Here is a 20,898-nt window from a genome sequence, read left to right as displayed (position 1 = left end):
GCCCTGTACACAATGACCTCGCACGCGCCGACCGACCGGCACGACGGGAGGCTCCCTTGGGGCTCAGCAGACGTACCTTCAGCGCCCTTGCCGGAACCACGGCGCTCGGGCTGGCGCTCGGCGGCAGCGGGGCGGCGAGCTGCGCCTATGCCGCGCCGACCGTGCCGACGGGGCCCGCGCCCGCGCCGCCGGCCGCGGACGGGAAGCGGCACACTATCGGCTTCGACCGCTACTCGCTGATCGTCGACGGCCGGCGGCTGGTGGTGTGGTCGGGCGAGATGCATCCCTTCCGGCTGCCGAGCCCCTCGCTGTGGCGGGACGTGCTCCAGAAGATGCGCGCCCACGGGTACAACGCCGTCAGCATCTACGTGTCGTGGAACTACCACTCCGCCGCACCGGGGCAATACGACTTCACCGGCGTCCGCGACCTGGACCTGTTCCTGCGGATGGCGAGCGAGACCGGGATCTACGTCATCCTGCGCCCCGGCCCCTACATCAACGCCGAGATCGACGGCGGCGGCTTCCCCGGCTGGCTGACGGCCACCGAGGGCACGGCACGGACCTCGGACCCGACCTATCTGAAGTACGTCGACGAATGGCTCGACCAGGTCAACGCCATCGCCGGCCGGCACCTGTACAGCAAGGGCGGCGGCACGATCCTGCTCTACCAGATCGAGAACGAGTACGACGCCCACGTCACCGAACCCGCCGGGCGCGACTACATGGCCCACCTGTACCGGAAGGTGCGGGCCGACGGCATCGACGTACCGCTGTTCCACAACGACAAGGGCAGGAACGGGTACTGGATCCCCGGCTCCTTCGACACCGATGGGGAACAGGGGCGTTGGCTGTACGGCTTCGACGGGTATCCCTCGCCGACGCTCACGCCGCCGGACTGGGGGCACTTCGGGGTCGGCGGGACGAAGGGCGGGGCGACCGCGAGCCCGCAAACCCCGGGCCTGGTACCGGAGTTCGGGGGCGGCTGGTTCGATCCGTGGGGCGGGGTCTGGTTCAAGGGGAAGGGGTACGCCGAGTCCCGGCGGCTGCGTGACGCCGCCTACGAACGGCGCTTCTACCTCACCAACTTCGCCAACGGCATCACCCTGCACAACGTCTACATGACCTTCGGCGGCACCTCCTGGGGCTGGCTGCCCGCGCCGGTCGTCTACACCTCGTACGACTACGGGGCCGCCATCGACGAGGGCCGGCAGGCCACGGACAAGCTCGTGCCGATGCACCAGCTCGGCCAACTGCTGTATCACGTACCCGACTTGGCGAAGCTGGACCGCGCCGAGGACGTCACGGCGGACGGCCTGAAGGTGTACCACCTGGCCAACCCGGACACCGGCGCCCAGGTCTACGTCGTGCGCAACGACGGGAAACAGACGGTCACTTCGGCCGTGCCCGGCATCGACGCGCCCGTCACCGTCCCGGCGCAGGACGCGCGACTGCTCGTCACCGGGCTCAAGTTGGGCAGGCGCGAGCTGCGGTACTCCAACGCGCAGCCCATGCTGGCGCTCAGCGCCGGGCGCCAGGAGATCGCCGTTCTCACCGGGCGTTCCGGCGAGACGACGGTGACCGCGCTGGAGTGCGCGATGCGGCCGACGGTCACGGTGGTGGAGGGGGACGCCGACTGGTCGTACGAGGACGGGCTGCTGCGGATCGAGGCCCAACTGGACGGTCTGACAAGGGTGTTGGTGTCCGGCGGCGGAGTCGGCACCCCGCTGCTGCTGCTCCTCGCGGACGACGAGACGTCCGTACGGCTGTGGCCGCGCGAGACACCGTCCGGCTCGGTGCTGGTGTACGGGCCCGCCCTGCTGCGGACCGCCGACGTGAGCGGTACGGCGGTGCGGCTCACCGGCGACACCGTGCGGGCCGCGGAGCTGGAGGTGTGGGGGCCGCGCGGGCTGCGTGAAGTGACGTGGAATGGAGGGGAATTGAAGGTACGGACGTCCGCGTCCGGGAGCCTGCGGGCCGCGCAGCCCCTGCCCGGGGTCGGTACCGTCACCCTCCCCGCGCTGCGTGGCGGGTGGCGGCGGAAGACGGAGAACCCGGAGGCCGCGCCCGACTACGACGACTCCGACTGGAAGCTCGCCGACCGGACCACCACGTACAGCACCACGCCCGTCCCCGACGGGCAGCCCGTGCTCTTCGCCGACGACTACGGCTTCCACTACGGCGACGTCTGGTACCGCGGACACTTCACCGACGCGCGCGGCGCCGAGTCCGTCTCCCTCGCCTACAGCACGGGCACCCAGGGGCTGCTGATGGCCTGGCTGGACGGGCGGCCACTGGGCACGCACCGGATGCCGGTGCCGGGCAACAGCAGTGTGCGGCAAGGGAGTTGGGCCGACACGGCGGTGTTCGACGTACCGGAGGAGCTGCGGAAGGACGGTGCGCATGTGCTGTCCGTGCTCGTCCGGCGGATGCAGCACGACCAGGACGGCAAGGCGCAGGACACGCACAAGGTGGCGCGCGGGCTGACGGCGGTCACCTTCGCGGGGGCCGCACCGCGGCTCAGCTGGCGCATCCAGGGCGAGGCGGCACCCGACCCGGTGCGCGGGCCGCAGAACAACGGCGGCCTGTACGGGGAGCGGCACGGCTGGCACCTGCCGGACCACGCCGACGGCGACTGGCCGGAGGCCGAACTGCCGCGGGCCGACCGGCAGCAGGGGGTGACCTGGTACCGGACCGGCTTCAAGCTCGCCGTCGACTCCGGCATCGACGCGTCGATCGGACTCGTCCTCGACGACGACCCGGCCCGTGCGTATCGCGTCCAGATCTTCCTGAACGGCTGGAACATGGGCCAGTACATCAACGACGTAGGCCCGCAGCACACCTTCGCGCTCCCGAACGGGATCCTCCGCACACGTGGCACCAACACACTCGCCTTGGCGGTCCTGTCCGACGGGACCACACCGGCCGGGCCGTCGGACGTGCGGCTGACGCTGCTGGGGGCGGCGGCGGGCGGGGTGACGGTGGCCGACGTATGACTTGCCTTCTCCGGCGGGCTGGTTCACGGTGGTGCCTCCGCGGACCGCTCAAGGGGGAGGGAATCCCGTGCGAAGACGGCGTTTCATCAGCGGATTAATCGGTTCCGGGGCCGGCTTGGGGCTGGCCTCGGCGAGTGCGCGCGCCAACGCGAGCGCGAAGGCGGATGTGAGCTCCGGAACGAGTGTGGGGGCGACCGGTGGCGTGCGCTCGGCCACCGCCGGGGTGCCGCATGAGTGGCAGGCCGTGACGGCCCCGGAGTGCCTGGCCGCCGCCCAGTTGCTCGGCGTGGCGGCGGCCTCCCCCGACCTCGCCTGGGCCGTCGGCGAGGAAGGCCGCAACGGCAGCACCCGCGGCTACCCGCTCGCCCTGCTGTGGGACGGCCGGGCCTGGACCCAACTCGACATCGACCGACTGGGCTTCAACGGCTACCTCCGCTCCGTCGCCGCCTCCGCCACCGGCGCCTGGACCGTCGGCGCCGACCAGTACGGCACGGCCCACCTGCTCTCCTGGGACGGCACCACCTGGCGGGAGGCCGACTTCCCCGGCCGGACCGCGAGCGGCACCTCGCTGACCGGCGTGGCCGTCGCCCCGGACGGCGACCTCTGGCTCTCCGGCCGCAACTCCGACGGCGCGGTCCTGCTGCACGGCCACGGCACGGAGCTGACCTGGCAGCCGACGCCCCCGAGCGCCCCCACCGCGGCCCCCTCGGGCGTACGCGTGACCCGGTCCGGCGAGGTCTGGGTCTACGACAGCACGCTCATCGCCCGCTGGGACGGGGAGAGTTGGACCGAACTGCCCCTCCCCGCCGGCTTCCGCCTCACCGTCACCGACCTCCTCCCGGTCGCCGCCGACGACATCTGGCTCACCGGCTACGACTTCGGAGTCGGCGGCCCACCCGGCAAGCCCCCGAGCGTCACCCTCCGCCACTGGGACGGCGACGCCTGGAACACCGTCACCGCCCCGTTCACCGTCGGCATGCTCACCTCGATCGTCGACGACGGCCAGGGCGGCCCCGACCGCATCGCCGGCTGGGACTTCTGGGACCAGACCCGCGCGCACCACCTCCGGTGGGAGGACGGCAGCTGGGTGAGCGAACGAGGTGCGACGGCCACAACTCCCGTACTCACCATGGCACTTGCCTCAGTCCCCGGCGCGGGCGGCTACTGGGCCGTCGGCACGACGTCCTCGTCCCCGTACCCGCCCGCGCAGGTGCACATCGAGCAGTGAATCCCTTGAATCCCTTGGATCCCTTGAATCCCGTCAGGCCAGCCGGATCACGTTCCACGACAGCGGTTCGAGTACGGCGGTGAGGGTGCCGTCCGCGAGCGCGGTGCCCTCGACGGCGTGCGGGGCGACCCGCTCGGGGTCGTCGAGGGTGTTCCGGGCGTCCGGATCGGCGTCGGCGAGGGCGCTGTGCTCGACGACGGACGTCAAGTCCAGCCTGTTCAGGGCGACTTCGAGCGGGAGGGACTCGGTCCGGCTGCGGTTGACCGCGAAGACGGTGACGGTGCCGTCCTCCGCGCGCACCGCGGTGGCGTGCAGCAGGTCGGCCTCGCCGTACTTCTTCGTCTCGTACGTCGGTGAGTCCACGCGGACGTCGAGGACCTGGCCGCGGCCGTACCGGGAGGCCTGGGCGAAGGGGAAGAAGGTCGTCTGGCGCCAGGCCGGGCCGCCGGGCTCGGTCATGATCGGGGCGATGACGTTGACGAGCTGGGCGAGGCAGGCGACGGTGACGCGGTCGGCGTGGCGGAGCAGCGCGATGAGGAGGGAGCCGAAGACGACGGCGTCCATCACGCTGTAGTTGTCCTCCAGGAGGCGGGGGGCCTCCGCCCAGTCGCGCGCGCTGGAGTTCTCGATCTCGTGCCACTTGGACATGTACCAGACGTTCCACTCGTCGAAGGAGAGGTTGATCCTCTTCTTCGACTTCAGCTTCGCGCCGATGTGGTCGGCGGTGGCGACCACGTTCTCGATGAAGGACTCCATGTCGACGGCGGAGGCCAGGAAGGAGTCGATGTCGCCGTTCTCGGGCTGGTAGTAGGCGTGCAGGGAGATGTGGTCGACGAGGTCGTACGTCTCCTCCAGGACCGTCGCCTCCCACGCGGCGAAGGTCGGCATGGACTGGCTGGAGGAGCCGCAGGCGACGAGTTCGACGCCCGGGTCGATCTGGCGCATCGCGCGGGCGGTCTCGGCGGCGATCCTGCCGTACTCCTCGGCGGTCTTGTGGCCGGTCTGCCAGGGGCCGTCCATCTCGTTGCCGAGGCACCACAGCTTGATGCCGAAGGGGTCCTTGTCGCCGTGCGCGACACGGAGGTCGGAGAGGGCGGTGCCGGCGGGGTGGTTGGCGTACTCCTGGAGTTCGAGGGCCTCGGCGACTCCGCGGGTGCCGAGGTTGATGGCCATCATGGGTTCGGCCTGGGGGCCGACCTTGCGGAGGAAGGCGATGTACTCCGAGAGTCCGAAGCGGTTGGTCTCCGTGGAGCGCCAGGCGAGGTCGAGGCGGCGGGGGCGGTCCTCGGCGGGGCCGACGGAGTCCTCCCACTTGTAGCCGGAGACGAAGTTGCCGCCGGGGTAGCGGATGGCGGTGACGCCGAGTTCCCGGACGAGGTCCAGTACGTCGGTGCGGATGCCGTCCTCGTCGGCGGTGGGGTGGCCGGGCTCGAAGACGCCGGTGTAGACGCAGCGGCCGAGGTGTTCGACGAAGGATCCGAAGAGGCGGGGGTTGACCGGGCCGACGGTGAATGCGGGGTCGAGCGTGAAGCGGGCGGTGTGCATGTTCGCCTTTCGAAGGGGGTGGTTCTGAAGGGTGGCGGCTGCGGGTGCGTTGGGGCTGGTCGCGCAGTTCCCCGCGCCCCTAAAGGACGACTGGCCAGCCGTTTCTTGTCCAGCTGAGCCTGTTCAGCCCCAGCTTCGGCGTGCCGTTGTCCTCGCCGTCGTAGTAGTGGTACGCCAGCCAGTCCCCGCCCTTGGCGCGGAAGACCGACTCTCCTCCCGTGCCGATGTACCTGCCGTGGCCGGCCAGGAGCAGGTCGCCGCCTCCCTCCAGCAGGGGCTTGCCCGTGCTGTCCTCGTAGGGGCCCGTCACCTTTGTCGAGCGGCCCACCCTGATCTTGTACGTGGAGTTCACTCCCGCACAACAGGCGTCGTAGGAGGCGAAGAGGTAGTAGTAGCGGCCGTGTCTGACGATGTACGGGCCCTCGACCGCGTACGGGGCGTCCGGGCGGGTGGCGAGGTGGGCGACCGTCGCGGACGGGATCGCCTTGCCGGTCCCGGGGTCCAGCTCCACCATGCGGATGCCGGTCCAGTACGAGCCGAACGCCATCCAGAGCCGGCCGTCGGCGCGGACGATCGCCGGGTCGATGGCGTTCCAGGTGTCCGTGGTCTCGGAGGTGAACGCCTTGCCGTGGTCGGTCCAGGTGCCGGGGAGTCCGGACGGGGAGGTGGCCACGCCGATCGCGGAGTGGTTGGTGCCCCAGGACGAGACGGCGTAGTAGAGCCAGTAGCGGCCGTCGCGGTAGGAGATGTCCGGCGCCCAGGGGTCGCCGGTGTCGTTGTACTCGTACCACCAACTCGGCGGTGTGGCGAAGGCGTTGCCCGCGTCGTCCCACTGGCGCAGGTCCTTCGACGTGCGGGCGCCGATGATCCCGCCGGTCGAATAGGCGACGTATCCGCCGGACTTGAGGTGGAGGACGGTCGGGTCGTGGATGATCTGCTGGCCGGTGATGGGGAGGGGGTCGGGGTAACTCGCCTCGGCCTGGGCCGCGTTGGGGAGGAATGCCAGCACGATGGCCACCAGGGCCGTAACCGCTCCGCGTACTCTCACTGGCCCGCCAATCCGGTGTGTGCGACGCCCGCCACGATCTGGCGCTGGAAGAAGACGAACACGACGATCAGCGGCAGGCCGGCCATCAGGCCGCCGGCCATGAGCTGGGCCCACTGGATGCCGTAGGAGTTCATGACCGTCGCGATGCCGTTCGGCATGGTCATCAGGTCGGGGTTGTTGGTGACCATGTACGGCCACAGGAAGTTGTTCCAGGAAGCAATGAAGGTGAAGATGCCTACCGCCGCGAGGGACGGGCGGGAAAGCGGGAGCACGATCGTGAAGAAGACCCGCCAGCGGCCCGCGCCGTCGATGAAGGCGGCCTCCTCCAGTTCGCGCGGGACGCCCTGGAAGAACTTGTAGAGGATGTAGACCATCGCGGCCGGCGCGCACTGGGGCAGGATCATGCCCCAGTACGTGTCGACCATGCCCATCTGCTGGACGGTGGTGAAGAGGGGCACGCCGAGGACGGCGGGCGAGATCATCAGGCCCGACATCACCACGCCCATCAGCGCTCCCTTGCCGCGGAACTCCGTGCGGGCGAAGCCGTATCCGGCGAGGGCCGCGACGGTCAGCACGATGGCGGTGACCAGTACCGAGACGACCAGCGAGTTGATGAACCAGTTGCCGATGTTCCCGGTCGACCACAGCGCCCGCCACGCCTGGGTCGTCCACGTCCTCGGCAGCCAGTGCGGCGGGATCTCGGCCGCCTCCGCCTCGGACTTGAGGGAGGTGAACAGGGCGGCGGCGATCGGCGCCACGAAGACGGCGGAGACTGCGACGCCGAGCAGCGTGAGGACGATCTGGCTCGGGGTCCAGGGCCTGCGGGACCGCTTGGAGACCTGTACGGCGGTGGTCATCGGGCGCTCTCCTCACGGTTGCGCAGCAGCCACATCCGCGCCAGGGCGACGACTGCGATGATCACGAAGAAGATGACGGACATCGCGGAGGCGTAGCCCACGCGGTAGCTGGTGAAGCCCTGTTCGAGGGTGTACTGCACGAACGGCCGGGTGCTGTTCTCCGGCCCGGTGCCGAAGTCGAACATCACGACGGCCTGGTCGAAGAGCTGGAGCGAGGCGAGCACCTGGAGGGCGATCACCAGGCCGGTGATGTTGCGCAGCATCGGCAGGGTGATGTGGACCATGCGGTGCCAGGCGTTCGCGCCGTCGAGCTTGGCGGCCTCGTAGAGGTGGGCGGGGATGCCCTGGAGGGCGGCGAGGTAGAGCAGGAAGCTGAAGCCGACCGTCCACCACAGGGTCTCGATGACGATGGCGAGCATGGCGTACGACTTGTCGGTCAGCCAGGGCGTCTGGATGCCGAGGGTCTCGTTGAACAGGCCGATGCCCTGGGTGAACAGCCACTGCCACATGTTGCCCGCGACCGTCGAGGGCAGGAGGAAGGGCGCGAAGAAGCACAGCCGCCACAGCCACTTCCCGCGCTCGATGTTGTGGGCGAGCATCGCGAGGAGGAAGGCCAGGACGGTGATGCAGGGGACGACGAGGAGCGTGAAGTACGCGCTGTGGCCGAGCGCGTCCCACATCATCGGGTCGTGCAGCGCCTCGCGGTAGTTGTCGAGGCCGATGAAGCGCGCGCCCTCGCCGGAGATGTTGGCGTCGGTGAAGCTGAGGTAGACGCCGCGCAGCAGCGGCCAGATCACGAACAGCACGAAGAGGAGCATGAAGGGGGCGATGAACCAACCCCCGTGCTGGAAGCCCTGCTTGCGACGGACGGTCGCGGTGGCCGTGGCGGCCCGTACGCGCGGGGATACGACGAAGGTCTCGGCATTGGTCGTCATGCGACCGCACCTCCCTGCGCGGCGGTCTTTCCGTCCATGGGGTTCTTCGAGGCGAGGAGCTTGACGAGCTGGTTCCTCATCCTCTGCGCGACGGAGGCGGGCTTGGCGGAGCCCATGGTCGAGGAGACGACCAGCGGGCCGAGGTCCTGCGCGAGGATGCCGGTGGAGCCCGCGAACCACACCTTCGGCTCGGTGGCCTGGTGGTCCATGGCGGAGACGTACTCGTTCTGCGGCTGGAGCTTCTTGTACGCGGCCGTGGACAGGGTCGGCGTGTAGGCGGGGATGTGGCCGCCGGCGGCCCACTGGAGGGCGTGCCGGACGACGTACGCGGCCAGTTCGTGCGCGGCCTCGTTGGTGGCGCCGCCGCGGCCGGACTGGTGCGGCAGGACGAAGGAGTGCGACTCGGCGTGGGTGGCCTGTCTGCCGAAGACGGGCGGCAGCGGGGTGGCGCCGTAGTCGAGCTTGGCGGCGGAGAAGACCGGCACCGACCAGTTGCCCTCCCAGGTGAAGGGGGCGCCGTTGATGAACTGCTCGCCGGTGGGCGCGCCCGGGATGACGTATCCGTCGGTGACGTGCTGCCGGAAGAACTCCAGGACCTGGGTGGCCTTGTCGGTGTCGAAGAGGACCTCGGTGCGGGCGTCGTTGAACCACTGCCCGCCGAGCTGGGTGTAGAAGGCGACGAAGAACCACCACTGGAAGTTCTGGTCGTTGGTCCACAGCCCGATGGTCTGCAGCCCCTTCTTCTGCGCCTGCTTGGCCTTCTTCAGGACGTCGAACCACTCGGTGGTCGAGGTCACCGGGATCATCCGGCCGTCGTCGCCGAGCAGACCGGCCTTCTTCAGCACGTCCTTGCGGTAGAAGCAGAGTTGTACGTGGATGTCGAGCGGGAGCGCGTAGAGCTTGCCGTCGATGACGCCGCGCTGCCACAGCGCGGGGTTGTAGTCCGACTCCCGTACCCCGTACTTGGCGAGCAGGTCGACGTCCCACGGGTCCAGCAGGCGGCCCGGCGAGAAGCCGGCGACCCGGCCCATGTGCATCACGCCGAGTTCGGGGGCGCGGTTGCCGGCCGCGGCCATGGCGAGCTTGGTGTAGAAGGGGCTGCCCCACTGGAGGGTGGAGTCCTTCACAGCGATGTCGGGGTGTTCCTTGCGGAAGGCGTCCAGCATCGCGATCATGTTCGATCCGTCGCCGCCGCTGAAGAGGTTCCAATACCGCACCCGGGTGCGGCCGGTGGCGGCGAGTGCGTCGGCGCCGGTGCCGAGCGCGGCGAAGCCGAGGCTGCCGGCGACGAGGAGCCCGCCGAGCCCGCCCAGCACATGCCTGCGATTCAGGTCAGGTCGTCCCATGCCCTGCCCTATCTGTTCGGTATACCGAATCTTGCCCGTAACTTCGAACGGGACCGTAAATAGGAAGCGCTTGCCAGTCAATGGTTCGCGCACGAGTTTTCCAGCCACGGAGGTCGTTCTCGGTTGAACGACGGCGTAGTCTCGGGCAGCCTGCTGTGCGGCGGCGGAAGGGGGAACGATGGACATCGCGGGCGCGCGGAGGAAGGCGGCCCGGGTCGCCGGGGCGCTACGGCGCTCGCGGCGCGTGTCCGGGATGCGGGAGTTGACGGGCGGGCTCGTCGCCGCCGTGCGGGCCAGACCGCGGCCGCCGGCCGACGCGCGCGAGCTGTGCCGGGCGCTGTGCGAGGAGATGAGCGTACGGCGTGGTGGGCGGGCGGTGGAGCTGCGGTTTGAGCGGTTCCCGGACGAGATCGAGGTGACCGGGCTCTGGGTGGAGTTCCAGGACTTCGACCTGGTCATCGTCGAGGAGCGGGCCGAGGCGGTGCAGCAACTGGTCATCCTGGGCCATGAGTTGTGGCATCTGCACGCCGGGCACAGCCATCATCACGTGGCGGGGGCGGCGCTGGCGGACCGGAGGGCGTGGACCGACATGGCGTTGTCGGTGGCCGCGCGCGACGGCTCGCGGGTGGCGGACGAGGCGGAGGCCGACGACTTCGGACACCGGCTCGCGGCGGCGTTCCGGCCGCTGCTGAGCGGGCGGGAGACGGAGGAGCCGCTCACTCCGCTGAGCCGGTCGCTGGGGTATCGCGGGCGCGGGGGTTCGGCGCGGTGAGCGTGGGCGTGGTGAGGGCGTGGGCGTGGGTGTGATAAGCGCGAGCGCGTCCGGCGTGGGCGCGGCGGGCGTGGGTCTCGGCCAACTCGCCTGGTCCCCCGCGGGGTTCGTCAACGAGTTCTATCCGTCCTTCTGGTGGATCCCGGCCGGGGTGCTGATCGCCGCGCTGGCGATCAAGCTGCCGACCATCGTGCGGCTGTGGAGCGACCCGCTGCTGCGGGCCGTGGGCGGCGTACTGCTCGTCGCCTGCGCGGTGTTCGTGTTCGTGGCGCCGTCGACGATCGCTCGGGTCAACCGGATCACGGGCGTGCCCAACATCTCGGCGCCCTGGGTGTATTCACTGCTGACGGCGTTCTGCGGCTCGTGCCTGCTGCTGATCATCGCCTGGCGCAACGGGCTGGCCGACCGCTCCGCCGCGACGGTACGCGCCGTACGGTGGGTGGTGGCCGGGTCCCTCGGGGTGATCGCCGCGCTGTGGGTGCTGTTCGCGCTGGCCGACGCGCCGGTGGAACGGCTGCGGGACCTCGACACGTACTACGCCAACACGCCGTACATGCGCGAGATGATCGTGCTCTATCTGGTCGCGCAGGCCGTGGCGACGGTGGTCACCTCGGCGCTGATCTGGAACTGGATGCGCACGGACGGACTGGACGCGTGGCTGCGCTGGGGGCTGAAGTTCCTCGGCATCGGGTACGCGGCCCAACTCTCCTTCTACGCCGTCAAGTTGCCGGCGGTGGTGGCCCGGTGGACCGGGCACGACCTGGACTGGCTGAGCACGGGTGTGGCACCGCCGCTGGCGTGTCTGTCGGCCATCATGATCGCGGTCGGCTTCATCCTTCCGCACGCCGGTCAGTACCTGCACGACCGCTGGCGCATCCGGCTGGCCCATCGGCGCCTGCGTCCCCTGTATCTGCTGATGCGTTCCGTCAACGGGGGTGGGGTCTCGTTCGTGCTGCGGGCCACGCCGGAGCTGCGGCTGATCCGGCGGGAGACGTTCATCCGGGATGCGCTGCTTCCGCTGGCGCGGCATGTGGACGAGGGGCGGCGGCAGGGGTTGTACGAGGCTGCGGTGTCCCTTGGGCATGAGCCGGGGAGGGCGATGGCGTTGGCCTGGGCTGTGGCCGTGCAGGACGCGGTGGCGGGGGGCGGCCTTGAGGGTGGGCCGGAGCCGGATACGACGGGCTTGTTGCGGGAGATCGGGGCGGTGTCCGATGCGTTGCGGCGGCCTGAGGAGTTGGCGGCCGTGCGGGCGGGAGTGGGCGCGTTCCGGGGTGCCGCGACCGGTAGTTGAGCGGGTGCGGGTTCGTTGTGGCTGGTCGCGCAGTTCCCCGCGCCCCCGAGGGGGCGCGGTTCCTGCCGTCTCTCAAGCTGTGAACGGGGGCTGCGGCAGGCCCTTTCCTGCTCCTGGGACTACCAGGAGGGAGCCCGCCACCGGGTGTGGGTCCGTCAGGCCCACTCTGGCTGTCGTGATGTACAGGTCGGTCAGGTCGGGGCCGCCGAAGGCGCAGGCCGTTACCAGGGGGGTGGGGAGGGTGATCTCCCTGTCCAGTTCGCCGTCCGGCGTGTAGCGGCGTACCGCGCTGCCGTCCCACAGGGCCACCCAGACGCAGCCGTCGGCGTCCACCGTGAGGCCGTCGGGGTAGCCTGCGTCGTCCTCGATCTGGGCGAAACGGCGGCGGTCGGAGATCCGGCCGTTCTCGTGGTGGAAGACGTCGATCTGGCGCGTCGGGGAGTCGATGTAGTACATCAGGCTGCCGTCGGGGCTCCAGCCCGTGCCGTTGCTGACGGCGACGTCGTCCAGGACGAGTTCGGCCGTGCCGTCGCCCGTGAAGCGGGAGAGCGTGCCGCCGCCGGGGGCCTCGTCGTAGCGCATGGTGCCGGCCCACAGGGAGCCGTCGGGGGCGACCGCGGCGTCGTTGGCGCGGCGGCCGGGCACGGGCTCGTGGTGGAGCCAGTGGAAGGTGTCGTCGGGGTCGACGAGGGCGACGCCGTCGCGGAGGTTGAGGACCAGGCCGCCGCCGGCGCGGGGCTTGGCGGCGCCGACGTGCTGGTCGGTGACCCGGAGCGTGCGCCGGCCCGAGACCGGGTCGTACGTGTACACGCGGCTGCCGAGGATGTCGATCCAGATCAGGCGGCCGGCGTCCGCGTCCCAGGTCGGCCCCTCGCCCAGGGCGGCCTCGGCGCGCACCGCCACCTCGTAGGCCGTCATGCGACGGTCCGGTGGCCGAGGCGCTCGGAGAGTTCCACGGCGCCCTTGGCGGCGAGCTGCTCCAGCTCGGCGCGGCGCTCGTCGCTCCAGCGGATCATGGGGACGGAGATGGAGAGGGCGGCGACGACCTGGCCGGTGCGGTCCCGGACGGGGGCCGCCACACAGCTGACGTCCGGGTTGGACTCCCGGCTCTCGACCGCGAGGCCGCGCAGCCGGATCTCGGCGAGGGCCTCGCGCAGGGCGGCCGGGTCGGTGATGCTGTTGGGTGTCATCGCGACCAGGTCGGCGTCGTCCGGGATCCGCGAGCTGAGCTCCGGCTCCGGAAGGGAGGCGAGCAGCATCTTGCCGACGGACGTGCAGTGGGCGGGCAGCCGACGGCCGGCGGCCGACACCATCCGTACCGCGTGGGTCGAGTCGACCTTGGCGATGTAGATGACGTCGGTGCCTTCGAGGATCGCCACGTGCACGGTCTCGTCGCAGGTCTCGGCGACGGAACGGGCGACCTGCTGCCCCTCCGCGGCGAGGTCCAGCTGCTCGGCGTAGCGGCTGCCGAGCTGGTACGGCCGTACGCCCAGCCGGTACCGTCCGGGCTGGCCCGGGACCTGGACGATGTACGACCGGGCGGCGAGCGTGGTGACCAGCTCGTGCACGGTGGTGCGCGGCAGCTGGAGCCGGCGCACTATGTCGGGGGCGGAGAGCGTCCCGTCCCCGTCGAGGAAGAGCTCGAGAATGTCGAGAGCCCGGGTCACGGCAGGTACGAGGCGTCCCACAACCGGCCCCCTCCCTTGATTATCTGGGCGTCTGTGTTCGAAATTTCAACAGACGATCGGCATGACGAACACAGGCTAGCGACAGCCAGTTTGCCCGGGCAATGGTTCTGCGCAGACCGCCTGCCGCACCCTGTGGTACTACTGTCGCTCATGTGCGACACGTCACATCATGTCGCACACCGGGGCGGCCGGGACGGGAGGGGTCCACGGCGCCCGGCGGTGATGGGGGGTCCCATGCATGAAATGACCAAGGGCTCGAACGTCTCGCTGTCGGCCCTGAGCGAGAACGCCGGTTCGGTGATCGTCGGTCTGGGCTGGGTCAGCCCCAGCGGCGAGGGTGACGCGGATGTGTCCGTCTTACTCCTGAACGGCGACGGCAAGGTGCGCAGCGACGCTGACTTCTACTTCTACAACAACCCGGTGGCGGCGGACGGCAGCGTGCAGCTGCTCGGCAAGACGCCGACGGAGGACGGCAACGAGGACCGTATCGGCTTCGACCTGACGGCGGTCCCGGCGGAGGTCGGACGGATCGTCGTCGCCGCGAGCCGGTACGAGGGGGCACGCTTCGGCGAGCTGGAGGACCTGCGGGTGACGCTGGCGGACGCGGCGGGCGAACGTCTGCTGCGGTTCGCCATCGAGGACGCGGGCGAGGTCAGCGCGATCATCTTCGGCGAGCTGTACCGCCGGGGCGAGGAGTGGAAGTTCCGGGCGGTGGGGCAGGGGTACGAGTCCGGACTCGGGGGGCTGGCCACGGACTTCGGGGTCGATGTCGATGACGAGCCGGAGGCGGAGGCGGAGGGGGGTGGCGAGCAGTCGGAGACGGCCGCGCCCGTCGAGTCGTTGCCGCAGGCGGCGCTCGAAGCCATTCCGAGTCCACGCACGCCCGAGGACGGGACCGGGAGCGGGGCCGGGGCCGAGGCCGCCGCGAAGAAGCCCGCCGCCCGGCCGCGTACGGCGAAGAAGAAGGTCACCCTGCCCAAGGCGGCCAGGAAGTCCCTGGCGGAGAACGAGTCGTGGCGGGAGTCCCGGCTCTTCCCGGTCTCGGTGCTGAAGAGCGACCGGGACCGCGAGATGCGCGCCACCTCGGTGCTGCTGTCGGTGATGGCCCAGGTGCCGGAGTTCGGCAGACGGCTCACCGCCGCGTTCGGGGCACCGGCGGGGCGGATGGAGACGTTCACCGAGGTCTCGCTGCCGCACGGTGACACACCCCGGCGTCCGGACGGGGTCGTCCGCGTCGAGCGGGCCGGGAAGCTGTGGACGGCCCTGGTCGAGACGAAGACCAACGGCAACGCCCTGAAGCCGGACCAGGTGCAGGCGTACATGGACATCGCCGCGCGCCGTGGCTACGAGGCGGTCATCACGCTGTCGAACGACGTCGCCCTGGAGGGCAGCCCGCTCGTCGACGTCAAGATCGACGGGCGGCGCAAGCACAAGGTGGCGCTGCGGCACCTCTCCTGGGCCGAAGTCGCCCACCAGGCGCAGATGTTGATCCGCCACGAGGGCGTCGGGAACGCCGCCCACGCCTGGCTGCTCCAGGAGCTGCTGCACTACCTCCAGCACGAGAACTCCGGCTGCCACGGCTTCCAGAACATGGGCTCGGCCTGGGTGCCGGTACGCAACGGCATCGACGACGAGACCCTGTGCCAGGGCGATCCGCGGGCGCTGGAGGTGGTCGAGAGCTGGGAGCGGCTCATCCGCCAGGTGTGCCTCGGACTCGGCGGCGAGCTCGGGCAGAAGGTGCTCCCGGTCCAGCGGGCCAAGCGCGGCACGGACCCCGGGGCCCGCCGCGCACTCCTCGCCGACCAGCTCTGCACCGACGGACGCCTGCGGGCGGAGCTGCGCGTCGAGGGCGCCCCGGGCCTGCTCGGCGTCACCGCCGACCTGCGCACCGGCAAGCTGCGCACGTCCGTGGAGATCCCGGCGCCCGAGCAGGGCTACCCCCTCACCTGGGCCAAGCGCCTGGTCCGCCGACTGGAGGACGCACCGGCGGACCTGCACATCGAGACCCTGGTCGAAGGCGAACCAGGCGGCCCCCGTGGCACCTTGGAACGCCTGCGCCCGGAACCGGCCGACATGCTCCCGAAGAACACCGCCACCCGCATCACCGGCTTCCGCCTCTCCCTCCTCAAGAGCATGGGCAGCGGCCGCGGCAACGCCGAGTCCGGCTTCATCCGCAGCGTGGACGACGCCGTGAACCGGTTCTATACGACGGTGGTGGTCCAGCTGGACAATGCGACTCCCCAACGTGTGATGACGAAGGAGCGCTCGTGAACGTCCTGGTGACCGGAGGCAGTGGTTTCGTCGGTTGTCATCTGGTGGGGCGGTTGCTGGAGCGCGGGTATCAGGTGCGGGCCACCGTGCGGAGCGTCTCCAACTCCGTGAAGGTGCGGCCGCTCAAGGAGCTTCAGGAACGGCATCCCGGGCAACTGGAGCTGTTCGAGGCCGACTTGTTGCGTGACGGTTCCTTCGACGACGCGATGAAAGGGTGCGAGGTCGTCTTCCACGTCGCCTCGCCCTTTCTCATGCCCGAGAAGATCAAGGACGGGCAACGGGACGTCGTCGAGCCCGCGTTGACCGGGACGCGGAACGTCGTCGGGAGTATCGAGCGGACCCCGACCGTGCGCCGGCTCGTGTTCACGTCCACCGTCGGGGCGATCTTCGGGGACTACGTCGACGTACTCGACATGGAGGGGCGGGTGTTGAGGGAGAGCTACTTCAACACCACCAGCACCGTCGAGAACAATCCGTATCACTTCGCCAAGACCGTTGCCGAGCAAGCCGCTTGGGAGGCCGAGAAGGGGCAGGACAGGTGGCGGATGGTCGCCGTCAATCCCGGGCTCGTGCTCGGGCCGTCCCTCACGCCCGCCTCCGAGTCCGGCAGTCTGTTCCTCCTCGACGAGCTCTTCAAGGGGTACTTCTTCTACGGCGCCCCCGACTTCAGCTTCACCACGGTCGATGTGCGCGACGTCGCCGACGCCCACATCGCCGCCGCCGAGAAGGACGACGCCCACGGGCGGTACATCCTCGCCGCCGAGCGGATGTCGTCCTTCTATGACATGGCCCGGATCATCCGAGGACGGTACCCGAGGAGTCTGCGGATTCCGCGAACTCGGCTTCCCCACTGGCCCGTTCGCGTTCTCGGGCCAGCCTTCGGGCTCACCCAGGACTACATCCGCAAGCACCTCGGCATCCGGTTCGAGGTCGACAACGGGCGGAGCGTGCGGGAGTTGGGGATCAACTACCGGCCGATCGAGGAGACCGTTCTCGATCATTACGAGGCTTGGCGCGCGCAGCGGTCCTAGCGCCCCGACTCCCCCAGCACCCCCCTCAACCGCTGCGCCCGCAGCACCAGTTCGAGCTCGAAGCGGCGGTCGGGGTCGTCTATCTCGTCGCCCCACAGTTCGCGGATCTGGCGCAGGCGGTAGCGGACCGTCTGGGGGTGGACGCCCAGCCGGGCGGCCACCTCCGGAGCGCCGCCGCGGGTCTCCAGCCACGCCAGTAACGTTTCCGCAAGCCGGCGCCCGTGCGTCGGGCCGCAGTGGGCGAGGGGGGCCAGACAGCGCAGGGCCAGGTCGTCGATCAGTTCCTCCGGCTGGAGCAGGACCAGCGCTTCCGTGTGTTCCGTGCAGTACAGGACGTCCCCGGCCGGCAGCAGACCCCGTTCCATCAGGTGTACGGCCGCCTCGGCCCAGCGCAGCGACTTCGCCGCGTCGGCCAGCGGGACCGGCGGGCCGATCGCGCCGGACCAGCCGGTCAGGGCGCGGTGCAGGAGCTCGGGGCGGCCGGCCGCGTCCGGTTCGGGGACGACCATGCGCGGCTGCTCGTACTCCATGTCGAGGAGGATGCCCTGGCCGACGGCCGGTGCGACCGCCTCCCGGGCCGGGCGGAGCAGGACGCCCACGGCGACCTTGCGGGGCAGCGGCCAGCCGACCCGCGCGGCCCGTTCGGTGAGCGCGTCGGCCGGGTCGCCCCGGTGGTGCTCGGCCAGCAGCAGCTCCATCAGCCGGCGCTGCAGCCTCAGCCGCTCGCCGGCCTGCCGCGCCGCCGCCTCGGCGTAACCCCGTACCGACTGGTCGACGAGGCCGTCGAGGTACTCGTAACCCGCGTCGACCAGTTCGTACATCGCCGGTGGCGGGATCTCCACGCGCTGGCCGATCTCGGCGAAACGGCGCCAGGCCAGTCGTACGCCCATGCGGTAGATCGCCTGGAGCGAGTCCAGAGAGCGGCCGTGCAGGCCCTCGCCGCGGCCGAACTCCTGGAAGACGCCCGGCGGGACCGAGGGGCGGCCCTCCGAGGTCTCCAGATGCTGGACGAAGACCTCGATGGCGCGGCGGATGCCGACCAGGGCCATCGGTTCGCCGGACTCGTCGAGGACGACCGGTAGATGCGGGTACTCGCGGCGGATCTCGCGCAGGATCTCCTCGGCGAGCGCGGGTGCCTCCGCCATCGCGATGGCGGCGAACCGGCGGACCTGGAGACGGGGGACGTCGTGCCAGGCCGAGCGGGTGGTGGTGGCGGGTGAGCGGGCCGGCCCCACCGGTCAACTCCCCTGTCCTGCTTGCTCGTACGTGATCAAGGGGGTGTTCGGCTGGTCGGGGGTCGCGTCGAGCAGCGCGACGATGCCGAGGGCGGCGCCCACGGCGAGGGCGGCCGCGGCCACCACGGTGAGCGCGGCGCTGAGCAGTCTGGACATCGCAGGGTAAGCCTCTCTGTCCGGAGGTCGTCCCACCCCGGTGTCCCACCCCTGCCCGTCCGCCCCAGTCTCGACAAGCATTGACACCCCGTCAAGAGGCGCCTACGGTTCCCGCCCACAGAGCGGCCCGAACTCCGTCATCCCTCCCCCCTGGAGTGCCCGGATGCGCCGTACAGCCTCACCCCTCTCCCTGATCCTGCTGGGACTCGGCACGTTTCTGCTGGTCCTGGCGCCGATGCTGGTCTGGTACGTGGAGCCACGGGCGGCCGTGAATCCCATCGACATCGACACCACCGCCGTCTACCAGGGCACGGGGTCCTACTTCGACACCGACGAGCTGGCGACCGTCACCGACAAGCGGATCACCGTCACCCAGCAGGTCCGCGGCAATGTCGCGGACAGCGAGAAGAGCGGGGACGCGGTGTGGGACGTGACGACGACGGTCGACACGGACAAGTCGCTGCCGGCCGCCGATCCGCACGACGCCCTGGAGTTCTTCCTCAACCGGTGGGTCACGAACCGGAAGACCAACAAGCCGGTCCACTGCTGCGAGGAGAACCCCTACTTCGAGGGCGACGCGTACCTGAAGTTCCCCTTCGACGTGCACAAACGCTCGTACCAGTGGTGGGACAACTCCCTTGGCGACGTCGTCACGCTGCACTACGCGGGCAAGCAGAAGGTCCAGGGCTACACCGGCCTCGCCTTCACCGGCACGGTCCCGCCGACGAAGATCGGCACCCGGCAGGTGCCGGGCAGCCTGGTCGACCAGCCGAAGAGCCCGCAGGTCCTGGCCGAGGAGTGGTACTCCAACCACGGCATCCGCCTGGTCGTCGACCAGCGCACCGGCCGCGTCGTCTACGCCCAGGTCGGCCCGCGCCGCACGCTGCGCGCGCCGGGGCACAAGTACGACGCGGTGCTGCTGCTGGACAGCCGGAAGCTGGCGTTCACGACCGCGACGCAGAAGGAGCAGGTGAAGCTCGCCAAGAAGGAGAGCGGACAGCTGCGCATGGTGGGAGAAACGCTGCCGATTGGTGCCGCTGTGGCCGGATTCGTACTGGCGGTGGTCGGTGGGGTTTTGGTGGTACGAGGACGCAGGCGTCCCGATTCGCCGGAAACACCCCGCTCATCCGAGGTCCAGCTCACGATGTGACATGACGTCAGTTCTAATAAAGCCGCAAATTGTCACCTCGGTGAGTAGCCGTGGCGAACGGCTGGGCGAAAACTGTCCAACCCCACCCGAGCACAAGCTGTCCACACCCCTCACCCATGAAGAGCTCAGTCCCCCCACAGCACGTCCGGAAACCAGTCACTGAGTTCCGCACCCTGAGACGAGTTGGAGCACCCATGCCCCAGCACGTGCCATCCCCGCTGCGCGCCGGTCATCCGTGGTCGCCGCAGCACCCCTCGGCGCTCCCCCCACAACCGCGCCGAATCGTTTTCCTCGCCCACCGGGATCTGGACAATCCGGCGGCCGGCGGCTCGGAGCTGCTGGTCGACCGGCTGGCCGAGGGCCTGACGGCTCTCGGCCACCAGGTGACGCTGATCTGCGGCGGACCGGCCGCGTTCCGGGACTACCGGGTCGTGTCGGCCGGCGGCGAGTTCGGCCACTATCTGCGGGCCCGTTCCGCCTTCGCCCGGCAGGTCGGGGAGACCGACCTGCTGGTCGAGGTGTGCAACGGGATGCCGTACCTCGCGCCCCTGTGGCACCGCGGCCCGACGCTGTGTCTGGTCAACCATGTCCACTCCGATCTGTGGAAGATGCGGTTCGCCGGGCCCTTGCTGCCGGCCGCGCGGATCGGGCGAAGACTCGAGCAGTGGGCGCTGACCGGTGCGCAGCACCGGAGTCTGCTGGTCGCGGTCTCGCCGTCCACGGCGCACGCCCTTCGGGAGATCGGCGTGGAACGGAGCCGTATCCGTGTCGTGCACAACGGCGTAGAGGAGCCGGGGCCGCGGGCCGACCGGTCCGTCGAGCCGCTGTTCGTGGCGGTCGGCAGACTCGTCGAGTACAAGCGGATCGATCTGCTGCTGAGACTCTGGGAGCGGGTGCGGCCGGTGACCGGCGGCCGGCTGGTGATCGTCGGGGACGGGCCCGAGCGGGAGCGGCTGGAGCAACTCGCCGGTCCTGGCGTGGAGTTCGCGGGGCATGTCTCCGAGGCGGAGAAGCACCGACTGTTGTGTGCGGCCTGGTTGCTGCTGCATCCCTCGGCGGTGGAGGGGTGGGGGCTGGTCGTGACGGAGGCCGCCACTCGGGAGACGCCGACGATTGCCTTTGATGTGCCTGGGCTTCGGGATTCCGTTGTGGATGGGGAGACCGGAGTGCTGGCGCAGGGGGAGTCGTCGTTCGCGGCCGCCTGGTGCACGCTGGCCCTGTCGGGGGCTCGGCGGGAGGCGATGGGGAAGGCTGCGCGGGATCGGGCGGCTCGTTATCGGTGGCATCGGACCGTCAGGCAGTTTCGGGCGGTGGCTGCGGAGGCGGTGAGGGGCTGGGGGTCGTGAGGCGGG

General features: G+C 70.2%; 17 protein-coding genes. 8 read left to right on the top strand and 9 right to left on the bottom strand.

Annotated features, from left to right (window positions below):
- The first annotated feature begins 56 nt into the window (after positions 1-56).
- Complete coding sequence (locus MQP27_RS02250) at positions 57-2,993, top strand: glycoside hydrolase family 35 protein (protein ID WP_242760224.1); 2,937 nt, start codon at positions 57-59, stop codon at positions 2,991-2,993.
- A 166-nt stretch (positions 2,994-3,159) separates the two neighbouring features.
- The gene (locus tag MQP27_RS02245; RefSeq protein ID WP_242760222.1) at positions 3,160-4,221 is read left to right on the top strand and encodes a hypothetical protein; all 1,062 of its coding nucleotides are present in this window, start codon (positions 3,160-3,162) and stop codon (positions 4,219-4,221) included.
- Positions 4,222-4,254: 33 nt separating this feature from the next.
- Here MQP27_RS02245 and arfA read toward each other — a convergent pair whose 3' ends face one another.
- From arfA to MQP27_RS02220, 5 genes are all read right to left on the bottom strand, one after another.
- The gene (arfA, locus tag MQP27_RS02240) at positions 4,255-5,766 is read right to left on the bottom strand and encodes an arabinosylfuranosidase ArfA (protein WP_242760220.1); all 1,512 of its coding nucleotides are present in this window, start codon (positions 5,764-5,766) and stop codon (positions 4,255-4,257) included.
- A 79-nt stretch (positions 5,767-5,845) separates the two neighbouring features.
- Positions 5,846-6,814, bottom strand: a complete 969-nt coding sequence (locus MQP27_RS02235; RefSeq protein WP_372511123.1) for an arabinan endo-1,5-alpha-L-arabinosidase — start codon at positions 6,812-6,814, stop codon at positions 5,846-5,848.
- On the bottom strand, positions 6,811-7,671 hold the full coding sequence (locus MQP27_RS02230) for a carbohydrate ABC transporter permease (protein WP_242760211.1): 861 nt from the start codon (positions 7,669-7,671) through the stop codon (positions 6,811-6,813). Before MQP27_RS02230 ends, MQP27_RS02235 begins: the two co-directional genes overlap by 4 nt.
- Positions 7,668-8,606 (bottom strand): carbohydrate ABC transporter permease, encoded by a 939-nt coding sequence (locus MQP27_RS02225; RefSeq protein ID WP_242760203.1) that lies wholly within the window; start codon positions 8,604-8,606, stop codon positions 7,668-7,670. The genes MQP27_RS02230 and MQP27_RS02225 overlap by 4 nt, the downstream gene beginning before the upstream one ends.
- Positions 8,603-9,952, bottom strand: a complete 1,350-nt coding sequence (locus MQP27_RS02220) for an extracellular solute-binding protein (protein ID WP_242760201.1) — start codon at positions 9,950-9,952, stop codon at positions 8,603-8,605. Before MQP27_RS02220 ends, MQP27_RS02225 begins: the two co-directional genes overlap by 4 nt.
- Before the next feature lie 178 nt (positions 9,953-10,130).
- On the opposite strand from MQP27_RS02220, the gene MQP27_RS02215 reads away from it, so the two are divergent.
- Together MQP27_RS02215 and MQP27_RS02210 are read left to right on the top strand one after the other, a co-directional pair.
- Complete coding sequence (locus MQP27_RS02215; RefSeq protein WP_242760199.1) at positions 10,131-10,724, top strand: toxin-antitoxin system, toxin component family protein; 594 nt, start codon at positions 10,131-10,133, stop codon at positions 10,722-10,724.
- A 70-nt stretch (positions 10,725-10,794) separates the two neighbouring features.
- The gene (locus tag MQP27_RS02210; protein WP_242761356.1) at positions 10,795-12,015 is read left to right on the top strand and encodes a DUF6545 domain-containing protein; all 1,221 of its coding nucleotides are present in this window, start codon (positions 10,795-10,797) and stop codon (positions 12,013-12,015) included.
- Between the two features lie 72 nt (positions 12,016-12,087).
- On the opposite strand, the gene MQP27_RS02205 is transcribed toward MQP27_RS02210, so the two are convergent.
- Complete coding sequence (locus tag MQP27_RS02205; RefSeq protein WP_242760197.1) at positions 12,088-12,933, bottom strand: SMP-30/gluconolactonase/LRE family protein; 846 nt, start codon at positions 12,931-12,933, stop codon at positions 12,088-12,090.
- On the bottom strand, positions 12,930-13,703 hold the full coding sequence (locus tag MQP27_RS02200; RefSeq protein WP_242760195.1) for an IclR family transcriptional regulator: 774 nt from the start codon (positions 13,701-13,703) through the stop codon (positions 12,930-12,932). Before MQP27_RS02200 ends, MQP27_RS02205 begins: the two co-directional genes overlap by 4 nt.
- Positions 13,704-13,937: 234 nt before the next feature.
- Here MQP27_RS02200 and MQP27_RS02195 point away from each other — a divergent pair, with 234 nt between their 5' ends.
- Positions 13,938-15,974, top strand: coding sequence for a TerD family protein (locus MQP27_RS02195; RefSeq protein ID WP_242760193.1), 2,037 nt, complete (start codon positions 13,938-13,940; stop codon positions 15,972-15,974).
- Positions 15,971-17,005, top strand: a complete 1,035-nt coding sequence (locus MQP27_RS02190; protein WP_242760191.1) for an NAD-dependent epimerase/dehydratase family protein — start codon at positions 15,971-15,973, stop codon at positions 17,003-17,005. Before MQP27_RS02195 ends, MQP27_RS02190 begins: the two co-directional genes overlap by 4 nt.
- Here the strand turns inward: MQP27_RS02190 and MQP27_RS02185 are convergent.
- Together MQP27_RS02185 and MQP27_RS02180 are read right to left on the bottom strand one after the other, a co-directional pair.
- The gene (locus MQP27_RS02185) at positions 17,002-18,240 is read right to left on the bottom strand and encodes a PucR family transcriptional regulator (RefSeq protein ID WP_242760189.1); all 1,239 of its coding nucleotides are present in this window, start codon (positions 18,238-18,240) and stop codon (positions 17,002-17,004) included. The genes MQP27_RS02190 and MQP27_RS02185 overlap by 4 nt on opposite strands.
- Positions 18,241-18,243: 3 nt before the next feature.
- A complete protein-coding gene (locus MQP27_RS02180) occupies positions 18,244-18,396 on the bottom strand; it encodes a hypothetical protein (RefSeq protein ID WP_242760187.1) in 153 nt (50 codons plus the stop codon).
- A gap of 163 nt (positions 18,397-18,559) precedes the next feature.
- Here MQP27_RS02180 and pgfA point away from each other — a divergent pair, with 163 nt between their 5' ends.
- Positions 18,560-19,546: a cell envelope lipid trafficking protein PgfA gene (pgfA, locus tag MQP27_RS02175; protein ID WP_242760185.1), complete on the top strand. Its 987-nt coding sequence runs from the start codon at positions 18,560-18,562 to the stop codon at positions 19,544-19,546.
- Positions 19,547-19,740: 194 nt separating this feature from the next.
- Positions 19,741-20,892: a glycosyltransferase family 4 protein gene (locus MQP27_RS02170; protein ID WP_242760183.1), complete on the top strand. Its 1,152-nt coding sequence runs from the start codon at positions 19,741-19,743 to the stop codon at positions 20,890-20,892.
- Positions 20,893-20,898 lie beyond the last annotated feature (6 nt).

It is taken from the genome of Streptomyces cylindrosporus (genome assembly GCF_022698165.1).
Taxonomy (GTDB): Bacteria; Actinomycetota; Actinomycetes; order Streptomycetales; family Streptomycetaceae; genus Streptomyces; species Streptomyces cylindrosporus.
This window is presented reverse-complemented; position numbering and strand designations above follow the sequence as displayed.